Genomic DNA, 24,511 nt, shown 5'->3' with positions numbered 1-24,511 from the left:
AGCGGCCCGGCTGCCGGGCCCGGGTGTCACTGATCGGGCCCGGGCAGTTCCACCCGCATGATGTTGCCGACCTTCATCGCGTGCGGCCGCTGCCCCTGCGGCAGGGTGCCGGGAGCGAAGGCGTTCTCGAACAGCGGGGTCAGATCGAGCCCGCCGGAGTGACCCGGCCCGTCCAGATCCACCTGGATGTCCTCGTCGCCGGGCTCGGCGGAATAGAGGCCGAGCAGGATCAGAGCACGGGCCAGCCGCTGGTTCTTCGGCGTGAGCAGGTTGAGGTCGTCCCACATCTGGCGGACGTCCTGATTGGTGTATGTCGTGCCCATCCGGACCTCCCCTGAGCGGGTGTGCGAGGCCGATCGTAATCGGATGGTGACCGCGGGTGTGTCACTCAGGCGACTGACCGGCCCCCCGGTGTATCTGCCGCCCCGGTCCGGGCCTCAGAGCCGGTGTCCGGCCGGAATTCCGGCCGGCCGGCGCACCGGAGGGAAACGGCATGTCCAGAAACAAGTTCGAACCACGCCTCGTGCAGGCGATCGGCGACGAGGAGATCCGCGCGGACCGGCGCGGCGTGACCGCGGCGGAGGTCAACGAGAACGAGACGTTCCAGGTCACCATCTCGCACGAGGAGTCGCTGGTCGCGCCGGAGGGCAGGGGCCTGACCGGCCTGGACGAACTGCGCGAGCGGGCCGAGCAGAGCCAGCAGCCGATCGTCCGGCGGATCAGCGAGGCGCTGCCCGGGGCGCGGGTCCAGCAACACGCGCTGACCAACGCGGTCACCGCCACCCTGACGCCGGCCCAGATCGAGCGGGTCGCCGAACTCGACGAGGTGAAGCTGGTCCGGCTGGAACAGCTCGACAAGGTCACCGCGATGAACGAGAGCACCACGGTGATCGAGGCGCGGGACGCCTGGGAGGAGTTCCGGGCCGCGGGCCGCGGTGTCCGGGTCGCCGTCCTGGACAGCGGCATCGACGCCACGCACCCCGCGCTGCTCGGCAAGGTGGTCGACGAGTTCAGCACCGCCGGCGAGCCGACCACGGTGCCCGGTGACCACGGGACGCACTGCGCCGGCACGATCGCCAGCAACGACGCCGTGTTCCGGGGCGTCGCGTACGAGGCCGACCTGATCAACATCAAGGTGCTGACCGCGGCCGGGTTCGGCTCGCCCGCCTTCGTGGTGGACGGCCTGGAGCAGGCCGTGCGCCGCAACGCCCAGGTCGCCAGCCTGAGCCTGGGCTGGAGCGAGATCTTCCACGGCTGGGTGTGCAACGACGCGGACTGCATCCTCTGCCAGGCCGCCGACAACGCCTCCCGCCTCGGGGTGACGGTCGTGGTCGCGGCCGGCAACGAGGGCGGCCGGGCGCAGGCCGGCCAGTCCAACATCCGTCACCCGGGTGCGGCCCGCCGGGTCGTCACGGTCGGCGCGGTGGACAAGGCCAAGGAACTCGCGCCGTTCTCCAGCCTCGGCCCGGGCAGCGGGCGGGTCAGCCCGGCGTCACCGATCCGGCTGACCAAGCCGGACCTGGCCGGCCCCGGCGTCGACATCATGTCGTCGGTCCTCGGCGGCGGGTTCGCGGCACTCAGCGGCACGTCGATGGCGACGCCGCACGTCGCCGCGGTGGCCGCCCTGATCATCGAGCAGAATCCGGGCATGCGCCCGGCGCGGGTCAAGAAGCTGCTCGAGGAGACCGCCGAACGACTCACGCTCGGTCCGAACCAGGCGGGGTACGGCCTGGTAAACGCGATGGCGGCGATGCTGCCGGGCCAGGCCAAGGCCTCGTGACACCTGACGACAAGGTGGATCCCGGCGTCCTCCGCGAGCTGGACCGGCTCGCGGAGGGCGCGCGGGCGCCGGTCGTCGTGGAGCTCGTGGCGCCGGCCGAGGCGGGGGAGTCCGGCCTGACCGGCCTGGTCGCGCGGACGGGCCGGCTCCAGGCCGGACTGCTCGATCACCTCGGCAGCCTCGGCGTGACCGGGGCGCGCGGCCTCACCCTGGCCAACGCGGTGCTCGCCGCGCTGACCCGCGATCAGATCGCCGCGGTCGCGCGGCGCGACGACGTGCTGCGGATCCGTCTGGACGAGCCGCACCGGGTCACCACCTGACGTCCTGGTGTCAGGACGCGGCGCAGGCGAGGCTGCCGGGGCGCAGGGCGTCGCTCAGGGCCCGCATCTGCTCGGCGTTCGGCGTCGCGTTCAGCTGGGACCGCATGTCGTCGACCGTCTGCCGGGACAGGGTCCAGCCGAGCGGCGGCTCCGGTCCCGGCTGGCCGTACAGGGCGATGTGGAACCAGGCGGGCCGCCCCGGCGCGCCGGCGACCGTGACGGCACGCCCGCCCGCGGAGGCCGCGCGCTGGAACATGGCGGCGGCGCCCGCCTTCGCGTACCGGTCCCGGCTGGAGATCTGGTTCAGGGTCGCGGTGAGCGGCGCGAACATCTCGTGCGGCCGGGCGTCGGCCACCGAGCTGACCGCGGCGGACGGCGGTGAGCTGTCGATCTGGAGGAAGAACGGCACCAGGCAGCCACGGGTGTCGCGCTCGTGCCGGGCGGCCAGCGGCGCCAGCGCCCGCCAGGTATCGGCGGCGGTGCCGGCGCCGGAGTTGTCGAACAGCCCGCCGTCGGCGTCGTACGACAGTGCGGGCCCGGGCACCAGGCCGGCGCCGTCCGCGCACTCCCGGCGTTCGAGGCGGCCGGTCGGCGACACGTACGGGAACCGGGCGGACAGGTGCGCCGCGGTGGACATCGGGATGTCCTCGCCCGGGCAGAGATAGTCGATCACCTCGTTGGTGGTCGGCAGGATGTCCGCGGCCCGGCCCCCGGCGGTCCCGACACCACGGCACGCCGCGTCGTTGGGGCGGTCGTCGCGGGAGCTGACGGCCGTCCCCGCCGTCCGCGGCAGCGTGAAGTCGACGGCGCTGGTGACCAGGCGGCAGTTGTCCTCGACGCTCACCCCGTTGAACGCCAGCACCGGGGCGTGCCAGCCACCGGCGTGGGTCAGCGCCCACGTCTCGCGCAGGCCGCGGGACAGTCCCCGGCCCGCCGGCCACGGCTCCTCCCACGCGCGTTCCAGCATGGCGGCCCGGTCGTCGCGGTCCCAGGCCAGGAACGCGTGCGGCACGTCGCCGAGGAACAGCCGGGCGACGTCGGCGGCGACGAAGTCGTGCTGGAGCGCGTCCTCCACCATCAGCGGGGTCGTGCTGCCGGCACCGTCCTGAAGGAGGTCGGCGCGGCGCGCGGTCCAGGCGGCGAGCCCGACACTGCCGCCGGAGGTGCCGCTCGCCAGGAAGACCGGGGTCGGCTTCCCGGCCTCGACGGCGAGGTCCGGCCGGTGTGGCTCCCCGGAACCGCGCGCGCAGGCGGCGTCGGTACGCACCGGCCCGGGCCCGAACAGGCACTCCATCACCAGTGCGGTCCAGACCGCCGCCCGCAGGCCGCCACCCTGCGCCGCGACGAGCACCACCGGCCGGGGCGCCCGGGACGAACCGGCCGCCGGGGAGAGATAAGCCTGCCACGCCTCGCCCAGCGTCGGCGCCACCGCCGGCCCCGTCGTGGTCCGGCGCACGTCGTGGTATCCGCCGGCGTCGGCGAGCGAGACCACGAGCGTCCAGAGCAGCAGGAACAGCACCACCGGGAACCGTTTGAACCGCAACGCCCGCAGCGCCGGGATCAGCCTGTACTCGGACACCGGTCCTTGGCGCACGGCCGTGGCGAGGACGGCGAGCAGGCCCACACCCAGCGCGAATCCGGCCAGGAAGACGGCCACCGTCCCGATCCGCTGCGGCCAGCGCACGGCGCTGCTGTCGGGCACCAGCAGCAGCCCGCCGGCCAGCAGGACCAGGGTCACCAGGAACCAGAGCGACCGCACGAGCGGCCGGGGGCGCCGGACGCGGTAGGAGAAGACCACCACCCCGACGAGGGCGGTCGCCACGGCCGCCAGCACCGGCCACCGGACGACCTGGCCCGGGTCCTCCCGCACATAGGCGTCGAGGGCCGTGGCACGGGCGATGGTGGCCACCACCACGGCCGCCACCACACCACCGGCGAACCGGCCGGCCCGGTCACCCCAGGCCGCGATCACGCCGTCCGTCGTACGCCCGGCGGCGGCCGGTCTCGGCGGCCTCGGCGCACGCCACGTCCACCAGGCGGCCAGCACGGTGAGGCCGGAGAACGCGCCGACGACCGCGCCCATGACGATGTTGCCGCCCAGCAGGACCGTGCCGGCCACACCGGCGATCAGGCCGGCCGCCGCGGCGGCCGGCTTCCGCCGGCCCGGCCCGGCGCCGTCCGGTCCGGGCGGCCATATCGGTGGCCGGTCGAGGAGGCTGCCGATCAGCCAGAGCAGCGCCAGGACGGCGCCCGCGGCGGTCAGCCCCCAACCCCAGCCGGCGATCCGCAGCACCTGCCCGAGGACGACGAGCAGCGCCGCGGCGCCGAGCAGGAGGCCCTGGGCGCTGCGGCCGGTGTCCGGGGCCACCCGCTCCATGGCCGGCCCGCTGAGATGCCGGGCCACGCCGGCGACGGTGAGGCACACCGCCGCCCCGGTGAGGACGGCCGCCGCCGCACGCCAGCCGTCCCAGGCCCGGATCACGTCGTCGACCTGCGCGGCGCCGATCCCCACCGAGAACAGCAGCAGCAGCGCGCCCACGGCGTAGAGCACGCCGCGCATCGACGTCAGGGCCGTCAGCAGCGCCCTGCGACGGGCGACGAGGACGACCGTCACGAAGATCACTGGAACCAGGACCGCGGCGGTCAGCGGCCATTTGACCAGCGACATCAACGGCCCGGCCGCGATGTCGAACGGCAGCCGGGCCAGGTCCGCGCCGTACACCAGGGACCGGTAGAGCTGCCAGTCCTCGACCAGATCGACCACGACCAGCAGCGGCAGCACGCCGAGCGCGCCGCGCAGCATCCGGTCCCGCCGGTCGCGCTCGGTGTCGGTGCTCCTCGCGTTGACCCGGCGCAGGATCAGCACGAGGCCGGTCAGCAGCAGCGTGTAGACGACGATGAAGCAGAGGTCCAGCAGGACCAGCTGCCGGGCGACGGTGAACGGGCTGTGCAGCAGGGTGCTGGCCGCGACGTCGGTCTCGTACCCCTGCCAGGCCGCACGGGTGGCGTCGACGGACGGCTGGGCCGACCGGGTGAGCGCCTCACCCACGTTGCTCAGCGGCACCGGGAAGCCCAGCCCGCCGCCGGGCCGGGTGTCGCCGACGGCCATCTGCTGCAACGCCGAGTCGACCCGGCCGAGGATCGCCCGGACCGCCGCGGCCACCACAGCGAGCAGGTAGAGCGCGGCGCCGGCGAGCACCAGGCGCCAGTCGCGGGGCGCGAAGTGGTCAGCCTCGCGCCGGCCCGCGGCCAGCAGCGCGACAAGCGGCTCCGGCAGGGCCCCGGCGGCGGGTAGCGGGGACCCGGTGGCGGACGGCTGGGGCCCGGCGGTGGGCGGCTGGGGCCCGGCGGTGGGCGGCTGGGGACCCGGGGCCCGGGCGGGCCGGCTCAGCCAGTGCCGCGGATGGCGGCCCAGCCACGGCCCGATGCTCAGCAACGGCGCGATCAGCGTGGTCAGGGCGAGTTGCAGCACCTGCCCGACGGCGTCGATCACATCGGTCGTCCGGGGACGCGGTCGGCTCATCACCCCTCCCGACGGGTGGTTCGGCCAACCCAGTCTTCCCGCGGGCCGCCGGCCGGCCGCCGGTCAGTCCGGGACCGGACACCGGCGTCACCCCGGGGAGTGCCTGGCGTGGTGATTCGAGGCGGGTAGCGCGCCTCGAATCACCAGGCTGAGGATTACTGGAGGCCGGTGCGGACCGAGGTGATCCGCTGGGTGTTGAAGCCGAGCCAGTTCATCCGGCCGATGTACCGCGCGTGCTCGACCTTCAGGCACCTGTCCATGACCACGGTGAGGCCGCCGGCCTCGGCGATGTCGGCGCCCTCGGCGTTGATCACGCCGAACTGGGTCCACAGCGCCCCGGCGCCGGCCGCGACCGCCTCGGTGGCGATCTGCGGCAGTGCGCTCGGCGCCCGGAAGACGTTGACCAGGTCGATCGGGACCGGCACGTCGGCCAGACTGGGGTAGGACGTCTCGCCGAGAATCTCCGACTCCCGCGGGTTGACCGGGACGACCCGGTAACCGTGGCGCTTGAGGTAGTAACCGACGAAGTAACTGGCGCGCAGCTCGTTGCCGGAGAGCCCGACCACGGCGATCGTCTTCACCGAGTTGAGCACCCGCTGGATGGTCAGCGGATCCTGGTACTTCGCGAGGCTCATCGCTGCGCCACCTTCGTGAATCCCTGCTCCAGGTCCCAGATCAGGTCGTCCACCGACTCGGTGCCGACCGACAGGCGCACGGTGCCCGGCCCGACGCCGGCCGCCCGCAGCTCGTCGTCGCTGAGCTGGCGGTGCGTGGTGCTGGCCGGGTGGATGATCAGGCTTTTCGCGTCTCCGACGTTGGCCAGGTGCGACCAGAGCGACACGCCCCGGATCAGGTCCTGGCCGGCCTCGCGGCCGCCCTCGACGTCGAAGGAGAACACCGCGCCGGGGCCGAGCGGCAGATATTTCTCGACCAGTGTTCGGTACCGGCTGTCCGGCAGGCCGGCGTAGGTGACGTTGGAGGCCAGCGGGTGCCCGTCGAGGAACTCCGCGATCCGGCGGGCGTTGGCCACGTGACGGTCCATCCGCAGCGACAGCGTCTCCAGGCCCTGCAGGAACAGGAACGCGTTGAACGGCGACAGCGCGCCACCGAGGTCACGCAGCGACTCGGCGCGCAGCTTCATCAGGTAGCCGTACACGCCGAAGGTCTCGTGGAACTTCAGGCCGTGGTACGCCGGGGAGGGGTCGGCGATCACCGGGAACCGGCCGTTGGACCAGTCGAAGGCGCCGGACTCGACGACCACGCCGCCGATGCTGGTGCCGTGCCCTCCGATGAACTTGGTCGCCGAGTGCACCACGATGTCGGCGCCCCACTCGATCGGCCGGCACAGATAGGGCGTGGCGAACGTGTTGTCCACGATCAGCGGCAGCTGGTGCTCGTGCGCGATGCCCGCGACCGTCTCGATGTCCAGGACGTTGCCGCCCGGGTTGCCGATCGTCTCGCCGAAGAACGCCTTGGTGTTCGGTTTGACCGCCTTGCGCCAGGCCTCCGGGTCGTCCGGGTCGACCCAGGTCAGCTCCACGGTCATCTTGCGCAGCAGGTGCTTGAGCTGGTTGACCGTGCCGCCGTAGAGCGCCGACGAGGCGACCACGTGGTCGCCCGGCTCGAGCAGCGTGAACAGCGCGGCGGCCTGGGCGGCGATGCCGCTGGAGAACGCCACGGCGCCGCTGCCGCCCTCGAGGTTGGCCACCCGCTCCTCGAACACCGCCACGGTCGGGTTCATGATCCGGGAGTACGTGTTGCCGTACTCCTGGAGGTTGAAGTACGCCGCGGCGGACTCCGGGTCCTCGAAGACGTAGCTGGTGGTCTGGAAGATCGGCACCGCGCGGGCGCCGGTGTTCGGGTCCGGCCGCTGCCCGGCGTGCAGCTGCCGGGTCTCGAAGCCGAAGTCGTGCGGCTGTTCTTCTCTTCTTGGCATGATCAACTTTCGTGGTCGCCGGTCACGGTCAAGCCTAGGAAGCGCCGGACCAGGGGGATCTGCCGGGCCTCCTCCAGGAGGAAGCAGTCGTGACCGTACGGAGCGTCGATCACGTGGCACTCGACGGGCCGGTCCAGCTCGCGCAGCGCCGCCTCGATCTCCAGGGAGGCGGCCGGCGGGTAGAGCCAGTCCGAGCTGAACGAGATCAGCAGCGTCCGCGCGGTGACGCCCGCCAGGGCCTTGGTCAGCGAGCCGCCGCCGTGCGACCGGGCCAGGTCGAAGTAGGTCAGCGCGCGGGAGGTGTAGAGGTAGGTGTTGGCATCGAAGCGCCGCACGAACGAGGCCGCCTGATGACGAAGGTAGCTCTCCACCTCGAACTCGGGCTCGGTGATCGTGTATCGCACGTCGTCGGCGTTCTGGAACCGGCGACCGAACTTGCCCGCAAGGCCCGGCGCGGAGAGATAGGTGATGTGCCCGACCATCCGGGCCACGCCCATCCCGGCGGCCGGCGCCCGGCCGGTGCCGTAATAGCGTCCGCCCTGCCAGTCCGGGTCCCGCAGGATCGCCTCGCGGGCGATCGCGTTCCAGGCCACGCCCTGCGGCTGCAGCGCGTGCGTCGAGGCGATCACCACGATCGCGTCGACCTGGTCCGGGTACTGCACGGCCCACTGGAGGGCCTGCATCCCGCCGAGCGAGCCGCCGGCCACCGCGGCGAGCCGGTCGATGCCCAGCTCGTCCAGGAAGGCCCGCTCGCAGCGGACCATGTCGGCGACCGTGACGACCGGGAAATCGGCGCCGTACGGCTCGCCGGTGCCCGGGTCGATCGAGGAGGGTCCGGTGGTGCCGCGGCAGCCGCCGAGCAGGTTGGTCGAGACCACGAAGTAGTGGTCGGTGTCGAACGCCTTGCCGGGCCCGATCATGCCGTCCCACCAGCCGAGGCCCTTGACGCCGCTGCCGGCGCCGAACCCGTCGCGGGTGCTCTCCTCGGGCGGGGTCGCCGCGATGCCGGCCGCGTGGGCGTCGCCGCTGAGCGCGTGACAGACCAGGATCACGTTGTCGCGCCCGGGGGCGAGAGTGCCGTACGTCTCGTAGGCCACCCGGACCCCGTACAGCTCGCGCCCGCAGTCGAGCGGGAGAGGCCCGGGCAGGTCGAGGAACCGGGTTTCCACCACACCGACGCTCTTCATAGTGGGACAACGCTATGCGAGCTGTTGATCATTGTCTAGCATCCCGATGGGTGTTGTAGAGGCGGCCACGCACAGGAAGGATCCAGGCATGACCACCACGGATAACGGAGTCAACGTACAGGCACTGCTCGACGCACGCGAGGTTTTGAAGGGCGCCCCGGAAGCGGCGCAGTTCACCTGGCGGGCCACCTCCCGATGGGAGAAGGGCGTGCACAGCACCACCACGATCCAGAACTTCTTCGGCCTCGGCCAGGAGCAGGCGCACAAGAACGAGACGGTGTTCTCGGCCGACCACCCGGAGGTCTTCGCCGCCGAGGACAACGGCATCACCCCGATCGAGTACCTGCTGGTCGGCCTCGCCGGCTGCCTGACCGCCGGGGTCGCCTCGGTCGCCCAGAACCGCGGCATCCAGCTGCGCTCGGTCACCTCGACCGTCGAGGGCAACCACGACATCCGCGGCATCCTCGGCGCCGACAGTGACGTCCGCAACGGCTTCAACGACATCAAGGTGACCTTCTCCATCGACGCCGACGCGTCGAAGGAGGAGATCGAGGCCCTGGTGGCCCAGTCGCAGAAGCGCTCGGCGGTCTTCGACGCGCTCACCAACCCGACCGACGTCACGGTCGAGGTCGCCTGAGGCGGGCCGAGCCATCGAACACGTCACCACCGCCGTCGTCGGCGCCGGGCACGCCGGGCTGGCCGCCAGTCACTTCCTCCGCGAACACGCCGTCGACCACGTGGTGCTGGAGCGCGGCGAGGTCGCCAACTCGTGGCGGCACGAGCGCTGGGACTCGCTGCGGCTGCTCACCCCCAACTGGCTGAACCGGCTGCCCGGCCAGCCCTACACCGGGCCGGACCCGGACGGGTACATGACGATGCCCGAGGTGATCGGGTTCCTCGAGCGCTTCGCCGGCGTCACCGGGGCCCCGGTCCGCACCGGCACCACCGTCACCTCGGTGCGCCGCGACGGTGACGGCTATCACGTCGCGACCACCCGGGGCGATCTGCGCGCCCGGGCGGTGGTGCTGGCCGGCGGCGCCTGCAACGTGCCGGTCGTCCCCGCGGTCAGCGCCGCGGTGCCGGCGGGCGTCCAGCAGCTCACGCCGTTCGACTACCGCAACCCCGGCCGGCTCGCCGACGGTGGCGTCCTGGTCGTCGGCGCCTCGGCGACCGGCGTGCAGATCGCCGCGGAGATCCGGCGCACCGGCCGGCCGGTGATCCTCTCGGTCGGCGAGCACGTCCGGCTGCCCCGCCTCCACCGCGGCCGCGACGTGCTGTGGTGGATGGACGCGGCCGGGATCTGGGCCCAGCGCTACGACGAGGTCGACGACCTGACCCGGGCCCGCCGGCTGCCGTCGCCGCAACTGGTCGGTGACCCCGGCCGCACCCTCGACCTCAACGCGCTCACCGGCGCCGGCGTCGAGCTGGCCGGGCGCTTCGCCGCGGTGCGCGACGGGCACGCGCTCTTCTCCGGGGGCCTGCGCAACGTGTGCTCGCTGGCGGACCTCAAGATGCGGCGCCTGCTGGCCGGCTTCGACGAGTGGGCGGCAGCCACCGGGCGCGACGCCGACGTGGGCCCGCCCGAGGAACTCGCGCCGACCCGGGTGCCCGCCACCACCCGGCTGCGGCTCGACCTGACCGGCGGGGAGATCACCACGATCGTCTGGGCGACCGGGTTCCGGCCCGACTACAGCTGGCTGGACGTGCCGGTCGTCGACGAGAAGGGCCGGCTGCGCCACGACGGCGGGGTCGTCACCGAGAGCCCCGGGCTGTACGCGCTGGGCCTGCCGGTGCTGCGCCGGCGCCGTTCGACGTTCCTGCACGGCATCGAGGACGACGCCCGCTTCGTGATCTCGCATCTGGCCAGCGAGCTGACCGCCGTCCGCCGCTGAGCGCCACGGGCGCGCTTCGGTCGTACCACCAGGAAAGACGCAGCCCCCGCGCCGCGCTGCGCGGAGGCTGCCGTCCGGTCAGCCGGCGTCCCGGCCGCCGCGCTCCCGGGCCACCAGATCGCGGACCGCCGGGGCGACCTCGGCGGCGAACCGCTCGGCCACCGTGTGGTCGTCGCCGCCGATGAGGAAGGCGGTGATGCCATGGGTCAGCGTGAGATCGGCCAGCTGGTCCACCCACTGCGCGGGCGGGCCGTCCAGCAGGCCGCGGCCGGAGCCGGCGAAGTCCACCCGCATGAAATTCATCAGCCGGCGCACGTCGGAGGGCTTGCGGCCGGCCCCGGCGGCGGCCTCGTCGATCCGGGCGTTGGCCGCCGGCAGCGACCCGGGGCCGTCCGGCAGGTATTCCATGGTGGGTAGCCAGCCGTCGCCGAGCGCGCCGGTCAGCGCCAGCATCCGCGGCTTGTACGCGCCGACCCAGATGCCGATGTCGTGCGCCGGGCGTGGTCCCCGCTTCGCGCCGCTGACCTGGTGGAACCGGCCGTCGTGGTGGACCCGCTCGCGGGTGCCGGTGTCCCAGAGGTCGCGGATGATCGCGATGCCCTCGGCGAGCGCGTCGACGCCCTCGGCGGGGGACAGGCGCGGGCCGCCCATCGCGGCGACGCCGTCCGGGAAGGCGCCCGCGCCCAGACCGAGCTCGATCCGGCCGCCGCTGAGGATGTCGAGCGACGCGGCCGCCCGGGCCAGCACGGCGGGCGGGCGCAGCGGCAGGTTGAGCACGTTGCCGCTGAGCCGCACCCGTTCGGTGCGCGCGGCGGCATAGGCCAGCAGCGTCCAGGTGTCCAGGAAGTTCGGCTGGTACGGGTGGTCCTGGTAGGTGACCAGGTCCAGCCCCGCCCGGTCGGCGGTCACCGCCAGGCCGACGGCCTCGCGGGCGTCCCGCGCGCTGGGGGTGACGAAGGTGCCGAACAGCAGGTCGTGTCCGTAATCGGTCATGGTGTGGTCTCCGGCGTGATGGCGAAGTTGTCGCGGAAGAGGCCGTCCGGGTCGTACCGCTTCTTGATCTTTCGAAGCCGGGTCAGGACCTCGGGCGGGAAAGCGTCGTGCAGCCGCTCGGGACGGGTGTCGGTGTCGAAGCTGAGGTAGAGCCCGTCGAAGTGGCGGGCCAGCGGATCCCACACCGCGTTCAGTCTCTCCCGGTCGCCGCCCAGCGCGGTGACCTGGAACTCCGGCGTGCGGTGCGAGAACGCGGTGGCGTCGGCGGGCGTGTCGGCGATCGCCCCGCCCATGTGCCGCAGCTGGAAGAAGAACACCCGGCCGGAACGGAGCAGCCGGACGGCATCCTGGGCGAAGTCGTCGGTCAGCCGCGGCAGGAACGCGGAGCGGGCGATCGGCTCACCGGCGCCGTGGTGACCGTTCGGGCCCACGTCCGCTGCCTCCGCCATCACCCCGGCGTACGACGTGAGCACCACCCGCTGCTGGGCGAGCAGCCCGATCGACGCGAACGGGGTGAGCCGCTCGATCACCACGTCCGGATCCGGGTCGTCGACCAGGCCGTAGAGCTGGACGACCGACTGGCCCTGCCGTGGCGGACCGGCGACCAGGAAGACCGTGGTGTCGCGAGGTGCCGTGCGGGCCGCCTCGCCGAACTGCCGCAGCGTCTGCTCCAGGTCCGTGGTGACCAGCGTCAGCTGCGCCCAGCCGACCTCACCCACCTCGTCGACCTGGAACTCGAACGCCGTGGCGACCCCGAAGTTGGCGCCGGCGCCGCGGACCGCCCAGAACAGGTCGGGGTTCTCCTCGGCGGTCGCCCGGACTCCGGTGCCGTCGGCCAGGACCAGCTCGACCGCGCGGAGGTGGTCGATGGTCAGGCCGTGCCGGCGGCCCAGCAGGCCGATCCCGCCCGCGGTGGCCAGGCCACCCACGCCGACGCCGCCGTAGTCGCCGGAGCCGAGCGCCCAGCCGTGCCGGTCCAGAACCGCGGCCACCTGCTTCCACGTCGCGCCGGGACCGATCCGGACCAGGCGCTGCCGCTCGTCGAGCACCTCGATGGCGTTCATCGCGCCGACGTCGACGACCAGGCCGCCGTCGTTGGTGGAGCGGCCGCTGACGCCGTGCCCGCCGCTGCGCAGGCCGAGCGGGAGGTGCCGGTGCCGGCGCGCGAACGCGAGCGCGTCGGCGACCTCGGCCGGGGTGCGCGGGCGCAGGACCAGCCCGGGCGAGCCGCCGCGCATATAGGTGGAGCGGCGGGCCGGGTAGCCGGGGTCGCCGGGCTCGACAGCCACGGCGGCCAGGGTGTCCGGGACGCCGTCGTAGTCGATGCCGTCGCGGCGCAGCGCCCGGGCGGCAGCGGTGCGCCGGGGCCGGTCGGCCGGGGTCCGCCCGGCGGCGGCCCGGTCGACGTCCGCGGTGGTGGCGGCGGGCGTGACGACCGTGGCGTCGTCCAGCTTCGACGTCATCACGCGGGCCCCGGCCAGCAGCGTCAGGGTGTCGTGAGCCTTGTCGGCCATCGCCGGCGTCAGTCCGGTGGGTGCGCCGGTCACCGCGATCGGGATGTGGTCGGTGCGGCCCGCCAGCCAGACAGCCGTGGTCCACGGGTCCAGGCCGTCGCCGGTCAGCGCGACCAGGTCGAGACCGGCGGACTCGGCCCGCCGGGCCAGCGTCTCGAGATGCGCCCCGCCCTCGTCGTCCTGCTGGGACAGGGTCAGCGCGATCCCATGGTCCTCGGTCACTTGCTCCTCCATATCGTCTTCTGAGAAGACAGTATGTCTAGAAGACGGTATTGCCAAGAGATAGTATGGCGGCGTGAGTGAAGCGACATCTGACTTCGGGGCCGCGCTGGGCATCCTGCTGAGGTCGTACGCGGACGCCGTGACGCCGACACTGGACGGCTTCCCGCACGGCGCCCGCGGATATCAGACGATGTGCGAGGTGGTGCGCGGCGACCAGCCGAGCCAGGCGGCGCTGGCCGGCCGGCTCGGCATCGACCGCACGATGATGACCTACCTGATCGACGACCTGGTGTCCGCCGGCCTGGTGGAACGGCAACTCAACCCGCACGACCGGCGGCAGCGGCGGATCGTCGCCACCGACCGCGGCCGGGACGCCCTGGCGGCCCGCTGCCGGCAGGTCGTCGCGGCGGAGGAGGCGGCGCTGGGCGCGCTCGACGAGGAGGAACGGGCGGTGTTCCGAGGGCTGCTCAGCAAGGCGGCCGGAAGCCGGGCCATGCACACCGCCGAAGCCTGCGCGGTCGTCGAAGGGGCCTTGAAGGGCTAGGACTTCCAGCGGGGCGCGCGGCGCGGCGCTTGCGCCAATGACCGGGCAACCGCACGGTACGCCGGCTTGGGCCGGAGTTCGTCGTCGAACGGCAGCGGCCGGCGGGCGGCACCGTCCTCGCGCGGCAGATCCTCCTGGAGCCAGGTGTAACGGTCGGTGAGGCCGAAACTCACCACCGCCTTGACCGCCCGATGCGAGAGCGCGACATCGAGGTACCGCCGGTAGACGTCGGCGACGCCGCTGTCGCGAGCACCCACATCAGCCGGCAGCCCGTCGTCGAGCACGTCCAGCTCGGTGATCAGGATGTCGAGTCCGCGGTCGGCCACCCGATCGAGCCAGCGCAGGTAGGACCGCGCGTCGAACCGTTCGGCGAACCGGTCGGCGAGCAGATGGGCCTGTACGCCCAGGGCATGGACCGGGACGCCGTCCCGGAGCAGCCGGTCGAGGACCTGCAAGGTGGCCCGCCGTCGCGGTTCCGGCTCGTCGCCCCACTCGTTGACCGTCTCGAAGCCGAACTCGTTGAGGACCAGCAGCGCCCTCGGATCGGCCGCATGCGCCAGATGGAAAGCCTCGGCCACGTAGGACGGCCCGATCGTCGCCCACCAGGGCACGTCGGTGCGGAAACCACGCACGCCGTCGGGACCGGTCACCTCGTTCGCGACGCTCCACGCGTCGACCCGGCCGTGGTAACGGCGGACGGTCGCTGTCAGGGTGCCGAACAGCAGGTCGCGCGCCTGCGCCGGGTCGAGGGACCAGAGGCGGTCGTCCGGCCAACCATCGCCGAAGCCCTGATCCCAGACCAGGTGGGCGCCGAAGACCCGCATGCGGTTGGCTTCGGCGAAACCGATGACGCGATCGGCGTACGAGAAGTCGAGCGGGGCGTCCGGTGCGGGCTTCAGGCGGTACCAGAGCAGGTCGTCCTCGGTGAACAGCAGCTTGGCCTCACGCGCGTACAACGCGGGATAGTCGGCATCGAACTGCCAGGTGGCGATCGACGAGCCGAAGGCGATGCCCCGGCCGCGGGCCACCTCCCCGAGTGAGGCCGTGCCGCGAGCCGCTGCCGGGCCCGGCGGCACGCCGGCGGCGACGAGGCCCGCGGCGCCGGCCGCGCCGAGAAGCAGCGAACGGCGAGGTGTGAGGGAGTGGCCCATGTCGCCTCCTGACGAGGACGGTGCCGGGTGGCGGCGCGATGATGCGGCCACGACGACACGGTAGGCGACTGCGCGCAGGAGCGCTGTCAGCCACCTATCAGGCATCACCACGGATTCGGTTACTGTCAGCGTGTGTCCAGCCCGGGAGACGTGCCGCCGGAGATTCTGGACCGGCTGCGGCCGGTCTGCCGCGGGCTGCCCGAGGCGTACGAGGAACCGGCCTGGATCGGTCTTCGCTGGCGCATCCGCACGCGGACGTTCGCCCATCTCTACACGCCGGACCCGCGACGTCATCGGGTCTACGCCCGGCACCTGGCCTCCGGCGAGCCGCAGACCGTGCTGACGTTCCGGGCGCCGCCCGACGACCTGCTCGGGCTGACCGCCGGCGGGCTTCCGTTCTTCCGTGCCGAGTGGGGTCGTAACGTCGTCGGTGTCGTCCTCGGTGATCGCACCGACTGGAACGAGATCGCCGAGTTGGTCACCGACAGCTATTGCGAGACGGCCCCCAAGTTCCTCGTCGCCCGAGTCGTGTCCGCCCCTCCGCACAGTCGAAAGGACCGGTGATGAGTTTCCGCGTCCGGGCCAGTCATACCTGTGACGGGACACGACGACGCGGAAGGATGACGGGATGAGGGCGGACACGCGGCTGGAGGAGCCCGGCGCCGGCGGGCTGGGTGAGGTCGACGAGTCGGCGTTCTCCGGGCTGGCCGAGCGGCACCGGCGGGAGCTGCACGTGCACTGCTACCGGATGCTCGGGTCGTTCGAGGACGCCGAGGACACCGTGCAGGAGACGTTCCTGCGGGCGTGGCGGCGGCGGGACACCTTCGCGGGGCGGTCGACGTTCCGGGCCTGGCTGTACCGGATCGCCACCAATGCCTGCCTGGACCTGCTGGCCAAGTGCCGCCCGGAGCCGGCCACCGGCGGCGAGGTGCTGTGGTTGCAGCCGTACCCGGACCGGCTGCTGGACGAGCTGCCCGCGGGCGGCGCGGACGAGCCGGAGACGGTCGCCGTGGCGCGGGAGACGATCGAGCTGGCATACCTGGTCGCGGTCCAGCACCTCGCGCCGCGCCCACGGGCCGTGCTGATCCTGCGCGACGTGCTCGGCTGGCCGGCGAAGGAGGTCGCGGAGCTGCTCGGGGACTCCGTCAACTCGGTGAACAGCGCGCTGCAACGGGCCCGCGCCGGCATGCGGGAGCATCTGCCCGCCGAGCGGCAGGACTGGACCGGCGGAGCGGGGGACACCGCGACGCGTGAGCTGGTGCGCCGGTACGCCGACGCCAGCGTGGTCACGGACATCGACCGGCTGGCGGCGATGGTGCGTGACGACGTCCGCACCTCGATGCCGCCCACGCCGGGGATGTACGCCGGCCGCGACACGGTGGTGAACTACTGGATCGAGAGCGGTTTCGCGGGCATGCAGCACCTGCGCGCGATCCCCACCTCGGTGAACCGGCAGCCCGCCGTCGCCTTCTATCACCGGCGGGAGCCGGAAGGCGCCTATCTGCCGCTGACGCTCGACGTCCTGCGCGTCACCGGTGGGGCGATCACCGAGATCACCACGTTCCACAGCGACCGGTTCGCGGGCCTCGGGCTGCCGGACCGCCTGCCGGCGGACGGCACGGAGTAGCCCCGGTGCGGACGCTCGCGCTGCGCGGTGGCGCGCGTGTCGCGGTGGTCGCGGACGAGTGGCGCGACGCGTTCGGCGTCGTCACCCACGGGCGGGTCCAGCTGGAGCTGCGCGACGGCGAACCGGGGCCGATCCTCGGCCGTGACGCCGGGTTCTGGCTCCGCGGCACCGGCGTCCGCGCCCTGCGCAACCCCGGCCGGCGCACGGCGCGGGTATGTATCGCCACCCCCATTCACCGGACCATGGAGGACGACATGAGCAGCATCGAAGACACCGCGATCGGCGCGGGCCACGCCCACCGGCTCCGCGGGCTCGCCGGCAGCGGCCTCATCGCCGCCCTGGTGGCGACGGTGGCCACCACTCTCGCCGCCGCTCTCGTGCGGGCCGCCGGCGTCGACTTCGAGATCCCCGACGGTGGCGCGACGATCCCGCCGGCCGGGTTCGCCGTGGTGACCGGCTTCTTCTCGCTCGTCGGCGTGGTCCTCGCCGGCGCGCTGCTCCGCTGGAGCGCGCGCCCCGCCGAACGTTTCGTGTGGACCGCGGTGGCGCTGACCGCGATCTCGCTGGTGCCGCCGTTCCTCGCCGGGGGGAACACCGCCACGATCGCTGCCCTCGTCGGGCTGCACCTGGTCCCCGCGGCGGTGATGATCCCGGCGCTGGCGCGGAGCCTGCGCACCCGCGCGGGCTGAGCCGGCTCACCCGGCCGGCGGCAGCTCGTCGCGGAGCAGCCCGAAGACGACGATGTCACGCCACGAGCCGTCCCGGAACTCGGCTCCCCGCAGCACGCCCTCCTGCCGGAAGCCGATCTTCTGCAGGGCTCGCCGTTCTGCCACGTTCTCCGGTTGGGTGCCGGCCTGGATGCGGTGGACGGCGGTGTGGGCGAACAGGTACCGGCACAGCAGCAGCTGGGCACGGGTTCCCACACCCCGCCGGCGCCACTCCGGCAGCAGGACCACGCCGATCTCCCGGTACCGGCCGGCGCCGTGGCCGGCCGGAAACCAGCCGACGAAACCCACGACCTCGTCCCGCACGGTGACGATGGCCTTGCCGTCCTCGTCGCCCTGCCAGCCGTCGGCCTGGAAGCGGCGGCGCTGTCTTCCGGCGTCGCGGAACCCGTACCAGTTCGGGCCGATCAGGCCCGGCTCGACGTCGAACCGGCAGAGGAAGTCCAGGTCGGACTCCTGGACCGGGCGTAGTCGCACATCATCGATGTCCACCACGGCGAGACTAAACCCTCACCGCACGACCCGAGGAGCAGCGATGGTACGGCTGGAGCAGCCCGATCAGGGGGCGGTTCGCGCGTCGATGTGGGCCACCGTTCCGGAACTTCTGGCAGAGCATCGGTACGCCGTGCTCGGCACCGCCGACGAGCAGGGCCGGCCGTGGGCCACCCCGGTGTTCTTCGCGGCCGACGGCGAGCACCGGATCGTGTGGGTGTCCGCACCGGACAGCCGGCACTCCCGCAACCTCGGCGTGCGTCCCGAGGTCGCGGTCACGGTGTTCGACTCGCACGCGCCGGTCGGCGGGGCGGAGGCGCTCTATCTGGAGGCGACCGCGACTCCGGTGGCCGACGACGCGGGCGCCGCTGCCCTGGCCCTGCTCAACGCCCGTCTGCCGGACCGTCAGCAGCTGGGCCCGGCAGATCTGCAACCGGCGGGGCCACTGCGGGTCTACCAGGCGGTGATCACCAAGCATTTCGTGCTGGTCCGGGGCGGTGACAGCCGGTTCGGCAACGTCACCGACGCCCGGCTCCTGATCACCCCACCAGCCTGATGGGTACGGCCTAGCGGCCGTACCTGTCGAACGGCACGGTCCAGTCCCCGAGACCGTTCCAGATCGGCAGCTTGCGCGGGGTGTTCTTGACGTCGACGATGTCGCCGATCAGGAAGTTGTTGTAGACCCACTTGGCGTCGGCCGTGCTGAGGTTGATGCACCCGTGCGACAGGTTCGCCCGGCCCAGCGACTTGTTCCACGGGGCGGCGTGCAGATATTCACCGGAGTAACTGATTCGCGTGCAGTACTCGATGTTCTCCGACACGTAGTAGTTCGGGTCCTTCGGGTCGGTGACGCCGTAACTCGCCGAGCTCATCGTGTGCTTGCGCTTGCGGCCGAGCACGACGTGCGGGCCGCCCGCCGTCCAGTAACTGATGCGTTCGCCGTTCGCCCCGGTCGTACCGCCGCCCTTGCCGAGGCTGCTCTTCATCGTCCGGACGAGCTTGCCGTCGATGTAGACCTTCGTCAGGTGGGTCCGGTTGTCGCTGATCGCGATCAGCTGCCGGCCGATGGTGAAGTGGGTCGACGCGTTCTTCGCCCCGTACGTCGTCTTGCCGAGCTTGACGCCGAACGCGGTGACCTTGACCTTGATCTTCGTGCCGGGAGTCCAGTACTTCGCCGGGCGCCAGTGCACGGTCCTGTCGTCCCGCCAGTAGAACTTGCCCTCCACTGCCGGCGAGGTGGTGATCTCGATCGCCTTCTCCGCCGCGTTCTTGTTGACGGCGCGGCTGAACGCGACGATCACCGGCTGCCCGGCGCCGTACGTCTCGCCCTCGTCGAGGGCCACCATGGCGTTGGCCTGGAAGGTGACCCGGGCGATGTTCTCCGGCTTCAGCGTGGTGAAGGTGCTGTTCTCGGTGGTCGTGGCGCCCGCGCTGTCGGTGGCGGTGACGGTGACCGTGTACTTCTTGCCGTACGCCAGGTCCTCGGTGGACCGCCAGGTCCCGTCGTCCTGCATCGCGCCGTCGATCTTCGCCTTGCCGGCGGTCACGGTGACCGATTTCAGGGTGCCGTCCGCGGCGCTGACCACGATCGGCTCCACCGGCGACACGTCGGCGCCACCGTCGGCCGGCGTCACGCTCAGCCGGACGGGCGCGACAGTGACCTTCTCGATGTTCGCCGCCGGCTCGACCCAGCTCGTGTCACCGCCGGCCGCCTTGCCGGAGGAGGAACAGCCGGCCGCCGTGGCAGCCGCCGCCACACCCGCCGCGCCGATGATCACTTTACGTCGCTGAATCATGACTCTCACAATCGAAAGGTGCCGACCGACGCCATCCGTGGCCCTGCAAGATAGACGTCGGCGGGACCCGAAAACGTTGCTTCCTTCTCCGAAGGGAGATCATCGTGACAGATCTTGACCACCGCCGGTAGGCCCGGCGACGTGCCGGTCGTTACAGGATCCAGTTCAGCAGCACGGTGCCGGCGACCGAGAGCAGCACCGACAGCAGCAGCATGAACAGGCAGCCGCTCGCGCCGCCGAGGAACCTGACTTCAGTGTTTCCGATGCGCATGGGCGGTGGCTTACCCCGCGACGCGACTGAGATGCGCGGCGATAGCGTCGGCCGACGCCCGGCCCGCGGTGGTCATGACGTTATGGGCGGCACCCGGGATCGTGACCGAGACGCCGCCGGTCATCGTGGCCACCTCGGTACGCCAGCGCAGCGGCGCCAGGGGGTCGCGCGCGCCGCCCAGCACCAGGGGCGGCACCGGCAGCCGCGCCAGGTCACGCTCGATCGCGTTGTGCACCGAGTGGCCGAGCGTCTTGATGATCCGCCACGGTTTCGCGTCCACGACGTCGCGTGCCAGCACCGGCGCCTCCCACGCCTTCTCGGCGAACACGTCCACGGCGAAACGGCCGATCATCGCGCGCCGGGTCCGGGCCGCCGGGTCGCTGGTCGGGCCGGCGAGCACCAGGGCGGCGGTGAGATCCGGTCGCAGCACCGCCAGGCGGGCCACCACCTCGGCGCCGAACGAGTGCCCGGCAAGGCAGGCCCGCGGCACGGCGATCGCGTCGAGCCACGCGGCCAGGTGCTCGGCGTGCTCACCTACGTCGTACGCGTGCCGGGGTTTGCCGCTGAGACCGAAGCCGGGCAGATCCGGCACCAGCACCGGATGCCGATCGGCCAGGGCGGCGGCGGTGGGCATCAGGTAGCGGTGCGACACGGCCAGGCCGTGCACCAGAACCACCGGCAGGCCTTCGGCCCCGGACGAGAAGCGATCATGGGTACGCACTCCGCGCACCGTCGTCCAGCGGCTCTCAAGATCGGTCACCGCCTGTTCTTACCCATCCGCGTCTTACCCATCCGTGCGGTAGAGGTTGCCACCTTCCCGCCGGGTGCGCGGCAACGGCACCTCGACGAGCTCGCCGTCGTCGGCTTCGTCGGCCAGAACAACGACTTCCGCGGTCCGGCTCACGCGCTGCTCGTCCTGCCCGCGCCCAGCCGCAGCAGCATGGTGTCGGAGCCGCCGTTGCGGCCGGTCACCTCGAAGCCGGCCCGCTCGTACAGGCGGCGGGCGGTGTTGCCCTCCTCCACGCTGAGGCTCAGGCCGGGCAGACCGCGCCGTCCGGCCAGCTCGACGATCGCGGTCAGCAGGCTCGACGCGACACCGCGCCGGCGCGCGTGCGGCCGGACACCGATGGTCAGCTCGGGGATCTCCGGCGCCACGAAGCCGTGACCGGCGCGGTCGGCCGGCAGCGCCCGCCCCCACACCGCTCCGGCGGGGACGTCGTCGACCTCGGCGATCAGGCCCAGGTCATCGGCGGCCGGGAAACCGTCGAGATAGCGGCGCGCCATCTCGTCGGCGCGGATCTGGTCGAGGGTGAAACGTGGCCCGGACCAGTTGTAGGCCTCGAGCACGACCAGTTCCAGGAAGGGCAGGTCCGGGGCGCCGGCTTCACGTATCCGCACCGCGCCAATCTAGCCTGGCGGGGTGCCGGCCCAGGAACACCTCATCGCCCGGGTGCGGGAACTCTGCCTCGCCATCGGCGGCACGTCGCGGCGCCCACCTACGGATCGTTCGTGACCGGTTAGGCCGACGCGTACAGCGACATCGAGTTCTGGCTCTTCGCCGACCCGGCTGCCGCGCCGCCGCTGGAGGAGCGGGCCTGCCTCGCCCGGATCGGGGAGATCCGGCACGTCGTGGTCAACGAGTTCGGCTCGCACGTGGTGTTCTTCCCGGGCATGGTCCGCCGCCCGTCGCTGGACGCGGCCGTCACCGCGTCGTGGGTGCACGGCCGGCGCTATTGGCGACACCTGGCCGGCCGCGCCGGCTTTCCCGTGCCCGAGGCGCTGTTCGCCGAACTCGACACGGCGATCCCCGCCACCGGGCACCCGCCTCGCTGACGCGGGCCGCCGGCACCGGACGCCGTTCGGACCGCAGTGACGAGCCGCCGACATCCGGTCGCCGACGGTCCTCGAGCCTTTACCACCAATCCGTGCCCGGGCGGCGCCAATTCGGCCTCGATGGCGTCCGCGTCAACGGCGGTTGCCGCGAGGAGCCGGCCGGTGTCCGGGGTGGTGGCTGAAGGGGGCCCACCACCCCGGTGCGCTCAGGACGTCAATGTCCCCCGCAGCAGGCTGCGGCCCGAGTGGGTCGCGTCGCCGTCGTGCGGCTCGTCGCTGACGTCGACCAGGCGGTACCGGTTCAGGTCGACGCCGGGCGGCACGGGCAGCTCGGCGTCCGGCCGGTCGGAGAGGCTGCCGAGCGGGACCATCTTCGTGAGGTCGTCCGGGTCGATCAGCCACACCTCGTGGAAGCCGGTGGTCAGCGGCAGGTTGCGGACGTCGATGCGCATCGCGCCGTCGGTCAGCACCCGGACGCTGCCGGCGGCGTCAGCCGGGACCGTTTCCAGGGGTGTGAGGGTGGCCCGGGCCAGCTCCTGTTCGGCCGGGGGCCGGTTCAGATATCGCTCGACCACCGCTGTCCCGGCGATCGCGAGCACCGCGGCGGCTGCCGCGGCGATCAGAGGGGCCCGCCAGGACGGCCGGGCGCGATGGGTTCGGCGGCGGCGTTCACCGAGGTCGACGATGGGCGCCGCCGCCGAGTGCTCCGGGGGCCGCGCGATCTCGGCCTCGACGGCGTGCCAGAGATGCTCCGGCGGGGCGGGCAGGTCCTGCAGTTCCTGGGCCGAGGCGCCGATCTCGGCGACCTCCCGCAGGCCTTCGAAGTCGATGCGGCAGCCGGCGCACTCTGCCAGGTGGTCGGACTCGCTGAGCTCCTGCTGTTCCTCAGAGAGCGCGAGAAGGACCAGCCGATCGGGTTCCAAATGCTGCACCTTCCACCTCCCAACGTCGTCGCAGGCTCGCCATTCCGCGCCGGATATGGCTCTTGACGGTACCGAGCGGCAGTCCGGTGACGGCCGCTATCTGTGGATGCGTGAGATCGTCGAAGAAAGCCAGTTCCAGGGTCCTCCTCTGCTCATCGGGGAGCCGTCCCAGCTCGTCCGCGACGACCAGCCGCGTCACGATCCGCTCCGGTGTCTCCACCTCGTCGACGGGTGTGAGCCTCGCGCGTACCGTCGCTGTCGTCCGGTCCTCGCGTGCCGCCGACCGCAGGCGGTCGATGGCCTTGCGCCGCGCGATGCCCAGCAGCCAGCCGAGCATCGTGCCGCGCTGCGGGTCGTAACCGTCGCGCCCGGTCCAGGCCGCCACGAACGTCAACTGGGTGACGTCCTCGGCGTCCGCCCGGTTGCCCAGCACCCGCTGGGCCAGGTACAGGACGGCGGCGCCGTGCCGGTCATAGGCCGTCCGCAACGCCTTCTCGTCGCCGTCGCGCAAGCGCTCGGCGAGCTCTTCGTCGGAGCTCATCGACCTCCCTTCCGCACATGGGTTCCCCTCCCTGCTTCGCTCCCGGCGGCCTCGGCGGATGCACCCCGAGCAAGAAACTTCCGGCGTACGACCTGAGCACCCCCCGCCCGCTTGTTGTGTGTGAAGTTCGGGTGGGCTGCGAACCGCAAGTCCCCACGGTCGGTTGGCGGCGTTGTGGTGTGTGAGGTTCGGGTGCGGAGCGCGCCGCAAGTCCCCACGCCGGCGGTGGTGCGGGCGGTGGATGGGTGGGTGATCATCGTCCGGTATCGTTCTGTTGTGGACGAGACGAGCGCTGTCGCACCGGGGATCGACCCGACCCAGCCGCACCCCGCCCGGCGGTACAACTACTGGCTCGGCGGCAAGGACAACTTCGCTGCCGACCGGGCCTCCGGTGACGAACTGGAGCGGCTCTTCCCGAAGGTGCGTCTCGGCGCGCTCGCCAACCGGGCGCTGCTGCGGCGGGCCACCCGGTTCCTCGCCGAGGAGGCCGGGGTGCGCCAGTTCCTCGACATCGGCACCGGCCTGCCGACCGCGGACAACACCCACGAGGTCGCGCAGCGGTACGCCCCGGACAGCCGCATCGTCTATGTGGACAACGACCCGCTGGTGATGGTGCACGCCCGGGCACTGCTCAACAGCAGCCCGGAAGGGCGTACGGCGTACATCGAAGCCGATCTGAACGACCCGGAGGCGATCCTCGGCCATCCGGTGCTCGCCGAGACCCTCGACCTGAAGCAGCCGGTCGGCCTGATGCTGATCGCCGTCCTGCACTTCGTGCACGGGCACGGCGCCGCCCAGCCGATCGTGCGCCGCCTGCTGGAGGCGCTGCCGGCGGGCAGTTTCCTGGTCGCCACCCACGCCACCTCGGACTTCGGCACGCCCGAGCAGCAGGCGCTCTACCAGCAGCTGATCGCGCAGGGCCGCTCCGACGTGTGGACCCGCGACAAGGCCGAGTTCACCGCGCTCTTCGAGGGCCTCGAACTGATCGAGCCGGGCGTCGTGCCGGCCAGCGAGTGGCGGCCCGAGCCGGGCACCGAGATCCCGGAGCGTTCCGACATCAACATCTGGACGGCGGTCGGCCGCAAGCCGTGACGCGCGGTCGCTGCGCAATCTGACCAGCGCAAGGGGCGTCCGCCGAGCAGATCTGAGCAGATTGCCTCACCAAAACTGTGCTTGTTGTGCACCTCACGGCCGTCTCGCAAGCTGGGATCCGTCAGCCCACCAGCTGAGGGGAGCCCAGC

25 protein-coding genes are annotated in these 24,511 nt (G+C 72.3%); 11 read left to right on the top strand and 14 right to left on the bottom strand.

Annotated features, from left to right (window positions below):
• Positions 1-26: 26 nt before the first annotated feature.
• The gene (locus AC0NH5_RS10050; RefSeq protein WP_474402260.1) at positions 27-323 is read right to left on the bottom strand and encodes a hypothetical protein; all 297 of its coding nucleotides are present in this window, start codon (positions 321-323) and stop codon (positions 27-29) included.
• A 170-nt stretch (positions 324-493) separates the two neighbouring features.
• On the opposite strand from AC0NH5_RS10050, the gene AC0NH5_RS10045 reads away from it, so the two are divergent.
• The gene (locus AC0NH5_RS10045) at positions 494-1,780 is read left to right on the top strand and encodes a S8 family peptidase (RefSeq protein WP_474402258.1); all 1,287 of its coding nucleotides are present in this window, start codon (positions 494-496) and stop codon (positions 1,778-1,780) included.
• Positions 1,777-2,100 (top strand): hypothetical protein, encoded by a 324-nt coding sequence (locus AC0NH5_RS10040; protein ID WP_474402256.1) that lies wholly within the window; start codon positions 1,777-1,779, stop codon positions 2,098-2,100. Before AC0NH5_RS10045 ends, AC0NH5_RS10040 begins: the two co-directional genes overlap by 4 nt.
• 10 nt (positions 2,101-2,110) lie before the next feature.
• Here AC0NH5_RS10040 and AC0NH5_RS10035 read toward each other — a convergent pair whose 3' ends face one another.
• From AC0NH5_RS10035 to metX, 4 genes are all read right to left on the bottom strand, one after another.
• The gene (locus tag AC0NH5_RS10035) at positions 2,111-5,623 is read right to left on the bottom strand and encodes a hypothetical protein (protein ID WP_474402254.1); all 3,513 of its coding nucleotides are present in this window, start codon (positions 5,621-5,623) and stop codon (positions 2,111-2,113) included.
• 155 nt (positions 5,624-5,778) lie between these two features.
• On the bottom strand, positions 5,779-6,258 hold the full coding sequence (locus tag AC0NH5_RS10030) for a CoA-binding protein (protein ID WP_474402252.1): 480 nt from the start codon (positions 6,256-6,258) through the stop codon (positions 5,779-5,781).
• Complete coding sequence (locus AC0NH5_RS10025; protein ID WP_474402250.1) at positions 6,255-7,559, bottom strand: O-acetylhomoserine aminocarboxypropyltransferase/cysteine synthase family protein; 1,305 nt, start codon at positions 7,557-7,559, stop codon at positions 6,255-6,257. Before AC0NH5_RS10025 ends, AC0NH5_RS10030 begins: the two co-directional genes overlap by 4 nt.
• A gap of 2 nt (positions 7,560-7,561) precedes the next feature.
• On the bottom strand, positions 7,562-8,746 hold the full coding sequence (metX, locus tag AC0NH5_RS10020) for a homoserine O-acetyltransferase MetX (RefSeq protein ID WP_474402248.1): 1,185 nt from the start codon (positions 8,744-8,746) through the stop codon (positions 7,562-7,564).
• A gap of 88 nt (positions 8,747-8,834) precedes the next feature.
• On the opposite strand from metX, the gene AC0NH5_RS10015 reads away from it, so the two are divergent.
• Both AC0NH5_RS10015 and AC0NH5_RS10010 read left to right on the top strand, forming a co-directional pair.
• Positions 8,835-9,383 (top strand): OsmC family protein, encoded by a 549-nt coding sequence (locus AC0NH5_RS10015; protein WP_474402246.1) that lies wholly within the window; start codon positions 8,835-8,837, stop codon positions 9,381-9,383.
• Between the two features lie 13 nt (positions 9,384-9,396).
• Entirely contained in the window at positions 9,397-10,638 is a 1,242-nt protein-coding gene (locus tag AC0NH5_RS10010; RefSeq protein ID WP_474402387.1) for an NAD(P)-binding domain-containing protein, read from the top strand.
• A gap of 78 nt (positions 10,639-10,716) precedes the next feature.
• On the opposite strand, the gene AC0NH5_RS10005 is transcribed toward AC0NH5_RS10010, so the two are convergent.
• Together AC0NH5_RS10005 and AC0NH5_RS10000 are read right to left on the bottom strand one after the other, a co-directional pair.
• Entirely contained in the window at positions 10,717-11,631 is a 915-nt protein-coding gene (locus AC0NH5_RS10005) for an LLM class flavin-dependent oxidoreductase (RefSeq protein ID WP_474402244.1), read from the bottom strand.
• Positions 11,628-13,367: an FAD-binding oxidoreductase gene (locus AC0NH5_RS10000; protein ID WP_474402242.1), complete on the bottom strand. Its 1,740-nt coding sequence runs from the start codon at positions 13,365-13,367 to the stop codon at positions 11,628-11,630. Before AC0NH5_RS10000 ends, AC0NH5_RS10005 begins: the two co-directional genes overlap by 4 nt.
• Before the next feature lie 73 nt (positions 13,368-13,440).
• Between AC0NH5_RS10000 and AC0NH5_RS09995 the strand changes: the two genes are divergently transcribed.
• A complete protein-coding gene (locus AC0NH5_RS09995) occupies positions 13,441-13,911 on the top strand; it encodes a MarR family winged helix-turn-helix transcriptional regulator (protein WP_474402240.1) in 471 nt (156 codons plus the stop codon).
• Here AC0NH5_RS09995 and AC0NH5_RS09990 read toward each other — a convergent pair.
• Positions 13,908-15,062, bottom strand: a complete 1,155-nt coding sequence (locus tag AC0NH5_RS09990; RefSeq protein ID WP_474402238.1) for an endo-1,4-beta-xylanase — start codon at positions 15,060-15,062, stop codon at positions 13,908-13,910. The two genes, AC0NH5_RS09995 and AC0NH5_RS09990, sit on opposite strands and share 4 nt — an antisense overlap.
• 132 nt (positions 15,063-15,194) lie before the next feature.
• Here AC0NH5_RS09990 and AC0NH5_RS09985 point away from each other — a divergent pair, with 132 nt between their 5' ends.
• The 3 genes from AC0NH5_RS09985 (at position 15,195) to AC0NH5_RS09975 (ending at position 17,378) form a co-directional block, all read left to right on the top strand.
• Positions 15,195-15,626, top strand: coding sequence for an MmcQ/YjbR family DNA-binding protein (locus AC0NH5_RS09985; RefSeq protein WP_474402237.1), 432 nt, complete (start codon positions 15,195-15,197; stop codon positions 15,624-15,626).
• Positions 15,627-15,690: 64 nt separating this feature from the next.
• Positions 15,691-16,689 (top strand): RNA polymerase subunit sigma-70, encoded by a 999-nt coding sequence (locus tag AC0NH5_RS09980; RefSeq protein WP_474402236.1) that lies wholly within the window; start codon positions 15,691-15,693, stop codon positions 16,687-16,689.
• 5 nt (positions 16,690-16,694) lie between these two features.
• The gene (locus AC0NH5_RS09975) at positions 16,695-17,378 is read left to right on the top strand and encodes a DUF6069 family protein (RefSeq protein ID WP_474402235.1); all 684 of its coding nucleotides are present in this window, start codon (positions 16,695-16,697) and stop codon (positions 17,376-17,378) included.
• A gap of 6 nt (positions 17,379-17,384) precedes the next feature.
• Here AC0NH5_RS09975 and AC0NH5_RS09970 read toward each other — a convergent pair whose 3' ends face one another.
• Positions 17,385-17,906, bottom strand: coding sequence for a GNAT family N-acetyltransferase (locus AC0NH5_RS09970; protein ID WP_474402233.1), 522 nt, complete (start codon positions 17,904-17,906; stop codon positions 17,385-17,387).
• A 43-nt stretch (positions 17,907-17,949) separates the two neighbouring features.
• Here AC0NH5_RS09970 and AC0NH5_RS09965 point away from each other — a divergent pair, with 43 nt between their 5' ends.
• Positions 17,950-18,462, top strand: a complete 513-nt coding sequence (locus AC0NH5_RS09965; protein ID WP_474402231.1) for a pyridoxamine 5'-phosphate oxidase family protein — start codon at positions 17,950-17,952, stop codon at positions 18,460-18,462.
• Positions 18,463-18,472: 10 nt separating this feature from the next.
• Here the strand turns inward: AC0NH5_RS09965 and AC0NH5_RS09960 are convergent, their stop codons facing one another.
• The 3 genes from AC0NH5_RS09960 to AC0NH5_RS09950 form a co-directional block, all read right to left on the bottom strand.
• A complete protein-coding gene (locus tag AC0NH5_RS09960; RefSeq protein WP_474402230.1) occupies positions 18,473-19,702 on the bottom strand; it encodes a L,D-transpeptidase in 1,230 nt (409 codons plus the stop codon).
• Positions 19,703-19,983: 281 nt separating this feature from the next.
• Complete coding sequence (locus AC0NH5_RS09955; RefSeq protein ID WP_474402228.1) at positions 19,984-20,733, bottom strand: alpha/beta fold hydrolase; 750 nt, start codon at positions 20,731-20,733, stop codon at positions 19,984-19,986.
• Between the two features lie 140 nt (positions 20,734-20,873).
• Positions 20,874-21,371: an N-acetyltransferase family protein gene (locus tag AC0NH5_RS09950; RefSeq protein WP_474402225.1), complete on the bottom strand. Its 498-nt coding sequence runs from the start codon at positions 21,369-21,371 to the stop codon at positions 20,874-20,876.
• A gap of 231 nt (positions 21,372-21,602) precedes the next feature.
• On the opposite strand from AC0NH5_RS09950, the gene AC0NH5_RS09945 reads away from it, so the two are divergent.
• Positions 21,603-21,806 carry a hypothetical protein gene (locus AC0NH5_RS09945; protein ID WP_474402223.1) on the top strand — a complete coding sequence of 68 codons (204 nt, stop codon included), beginning with the start codon at positions 21,603-21,605 and terminating at the stop codon, positions 21,804-21,806.
• Positions 21,807-22,012: 206 nt separating this feature from the next.
• On the opposite strand, the gene AC0NH5_RS09940 is transcribed toward AC0NH5_RS09945, so the two are convergent.
• Positions 22,013-22,738 carry an anti-sigma factor gene (locus AC0NH5_RS09940; RefSeq protein ID WP_474402221.1) on the bottom strand — a complete coding sequence of 242 codons (726 nt, stop codon included), beginning with the start codon at positions 22,736-22,738 and terminating at the stop codon, positions 22,013-22,015.
• Positions 22,692-23,270: an RNA polymerase sigma factor gene (locus AC0NH5_RS09935; protein ID WP_474402219.1), complete on the bottom strand. Its 579-nt coding sequence runs from the start codon at positions 23,268-23,270 to the stop codon at positions 22,692-22,694. The genes AC0NH5_RS09940 and AC0NH5_RS09935 overlap by 47 nt, the downstream gene beginning before the upstream one ends.
• A gap of 276 nt (positions 23,271-23,546) precedes the next feature.
• On the opposite strand from AC0NH5_RS09935, the gene AC0NH5_RS09930 reads away from it, so the two are divergent.
• Positions 23,547-24,362 (top strand): SAM-dependent methyltransferase, encoded by an 816-nt coding sequence (locus AC0NH5_RS09930; RefSeq protein WP_474402217.1) that lies wholly within the window; start codon positions 23,547-23,549, stop codon positions 24,360-24,362.
• Positions 24,363-24,511: the final 149 nt, after the last annotated feature.

It is taken from the genome of Actinoplanes sp. 13 (assembly GCF_056134165.1).
This window is presented reverse-complemented; position numbering and strand designations above follow the sequence as displayed.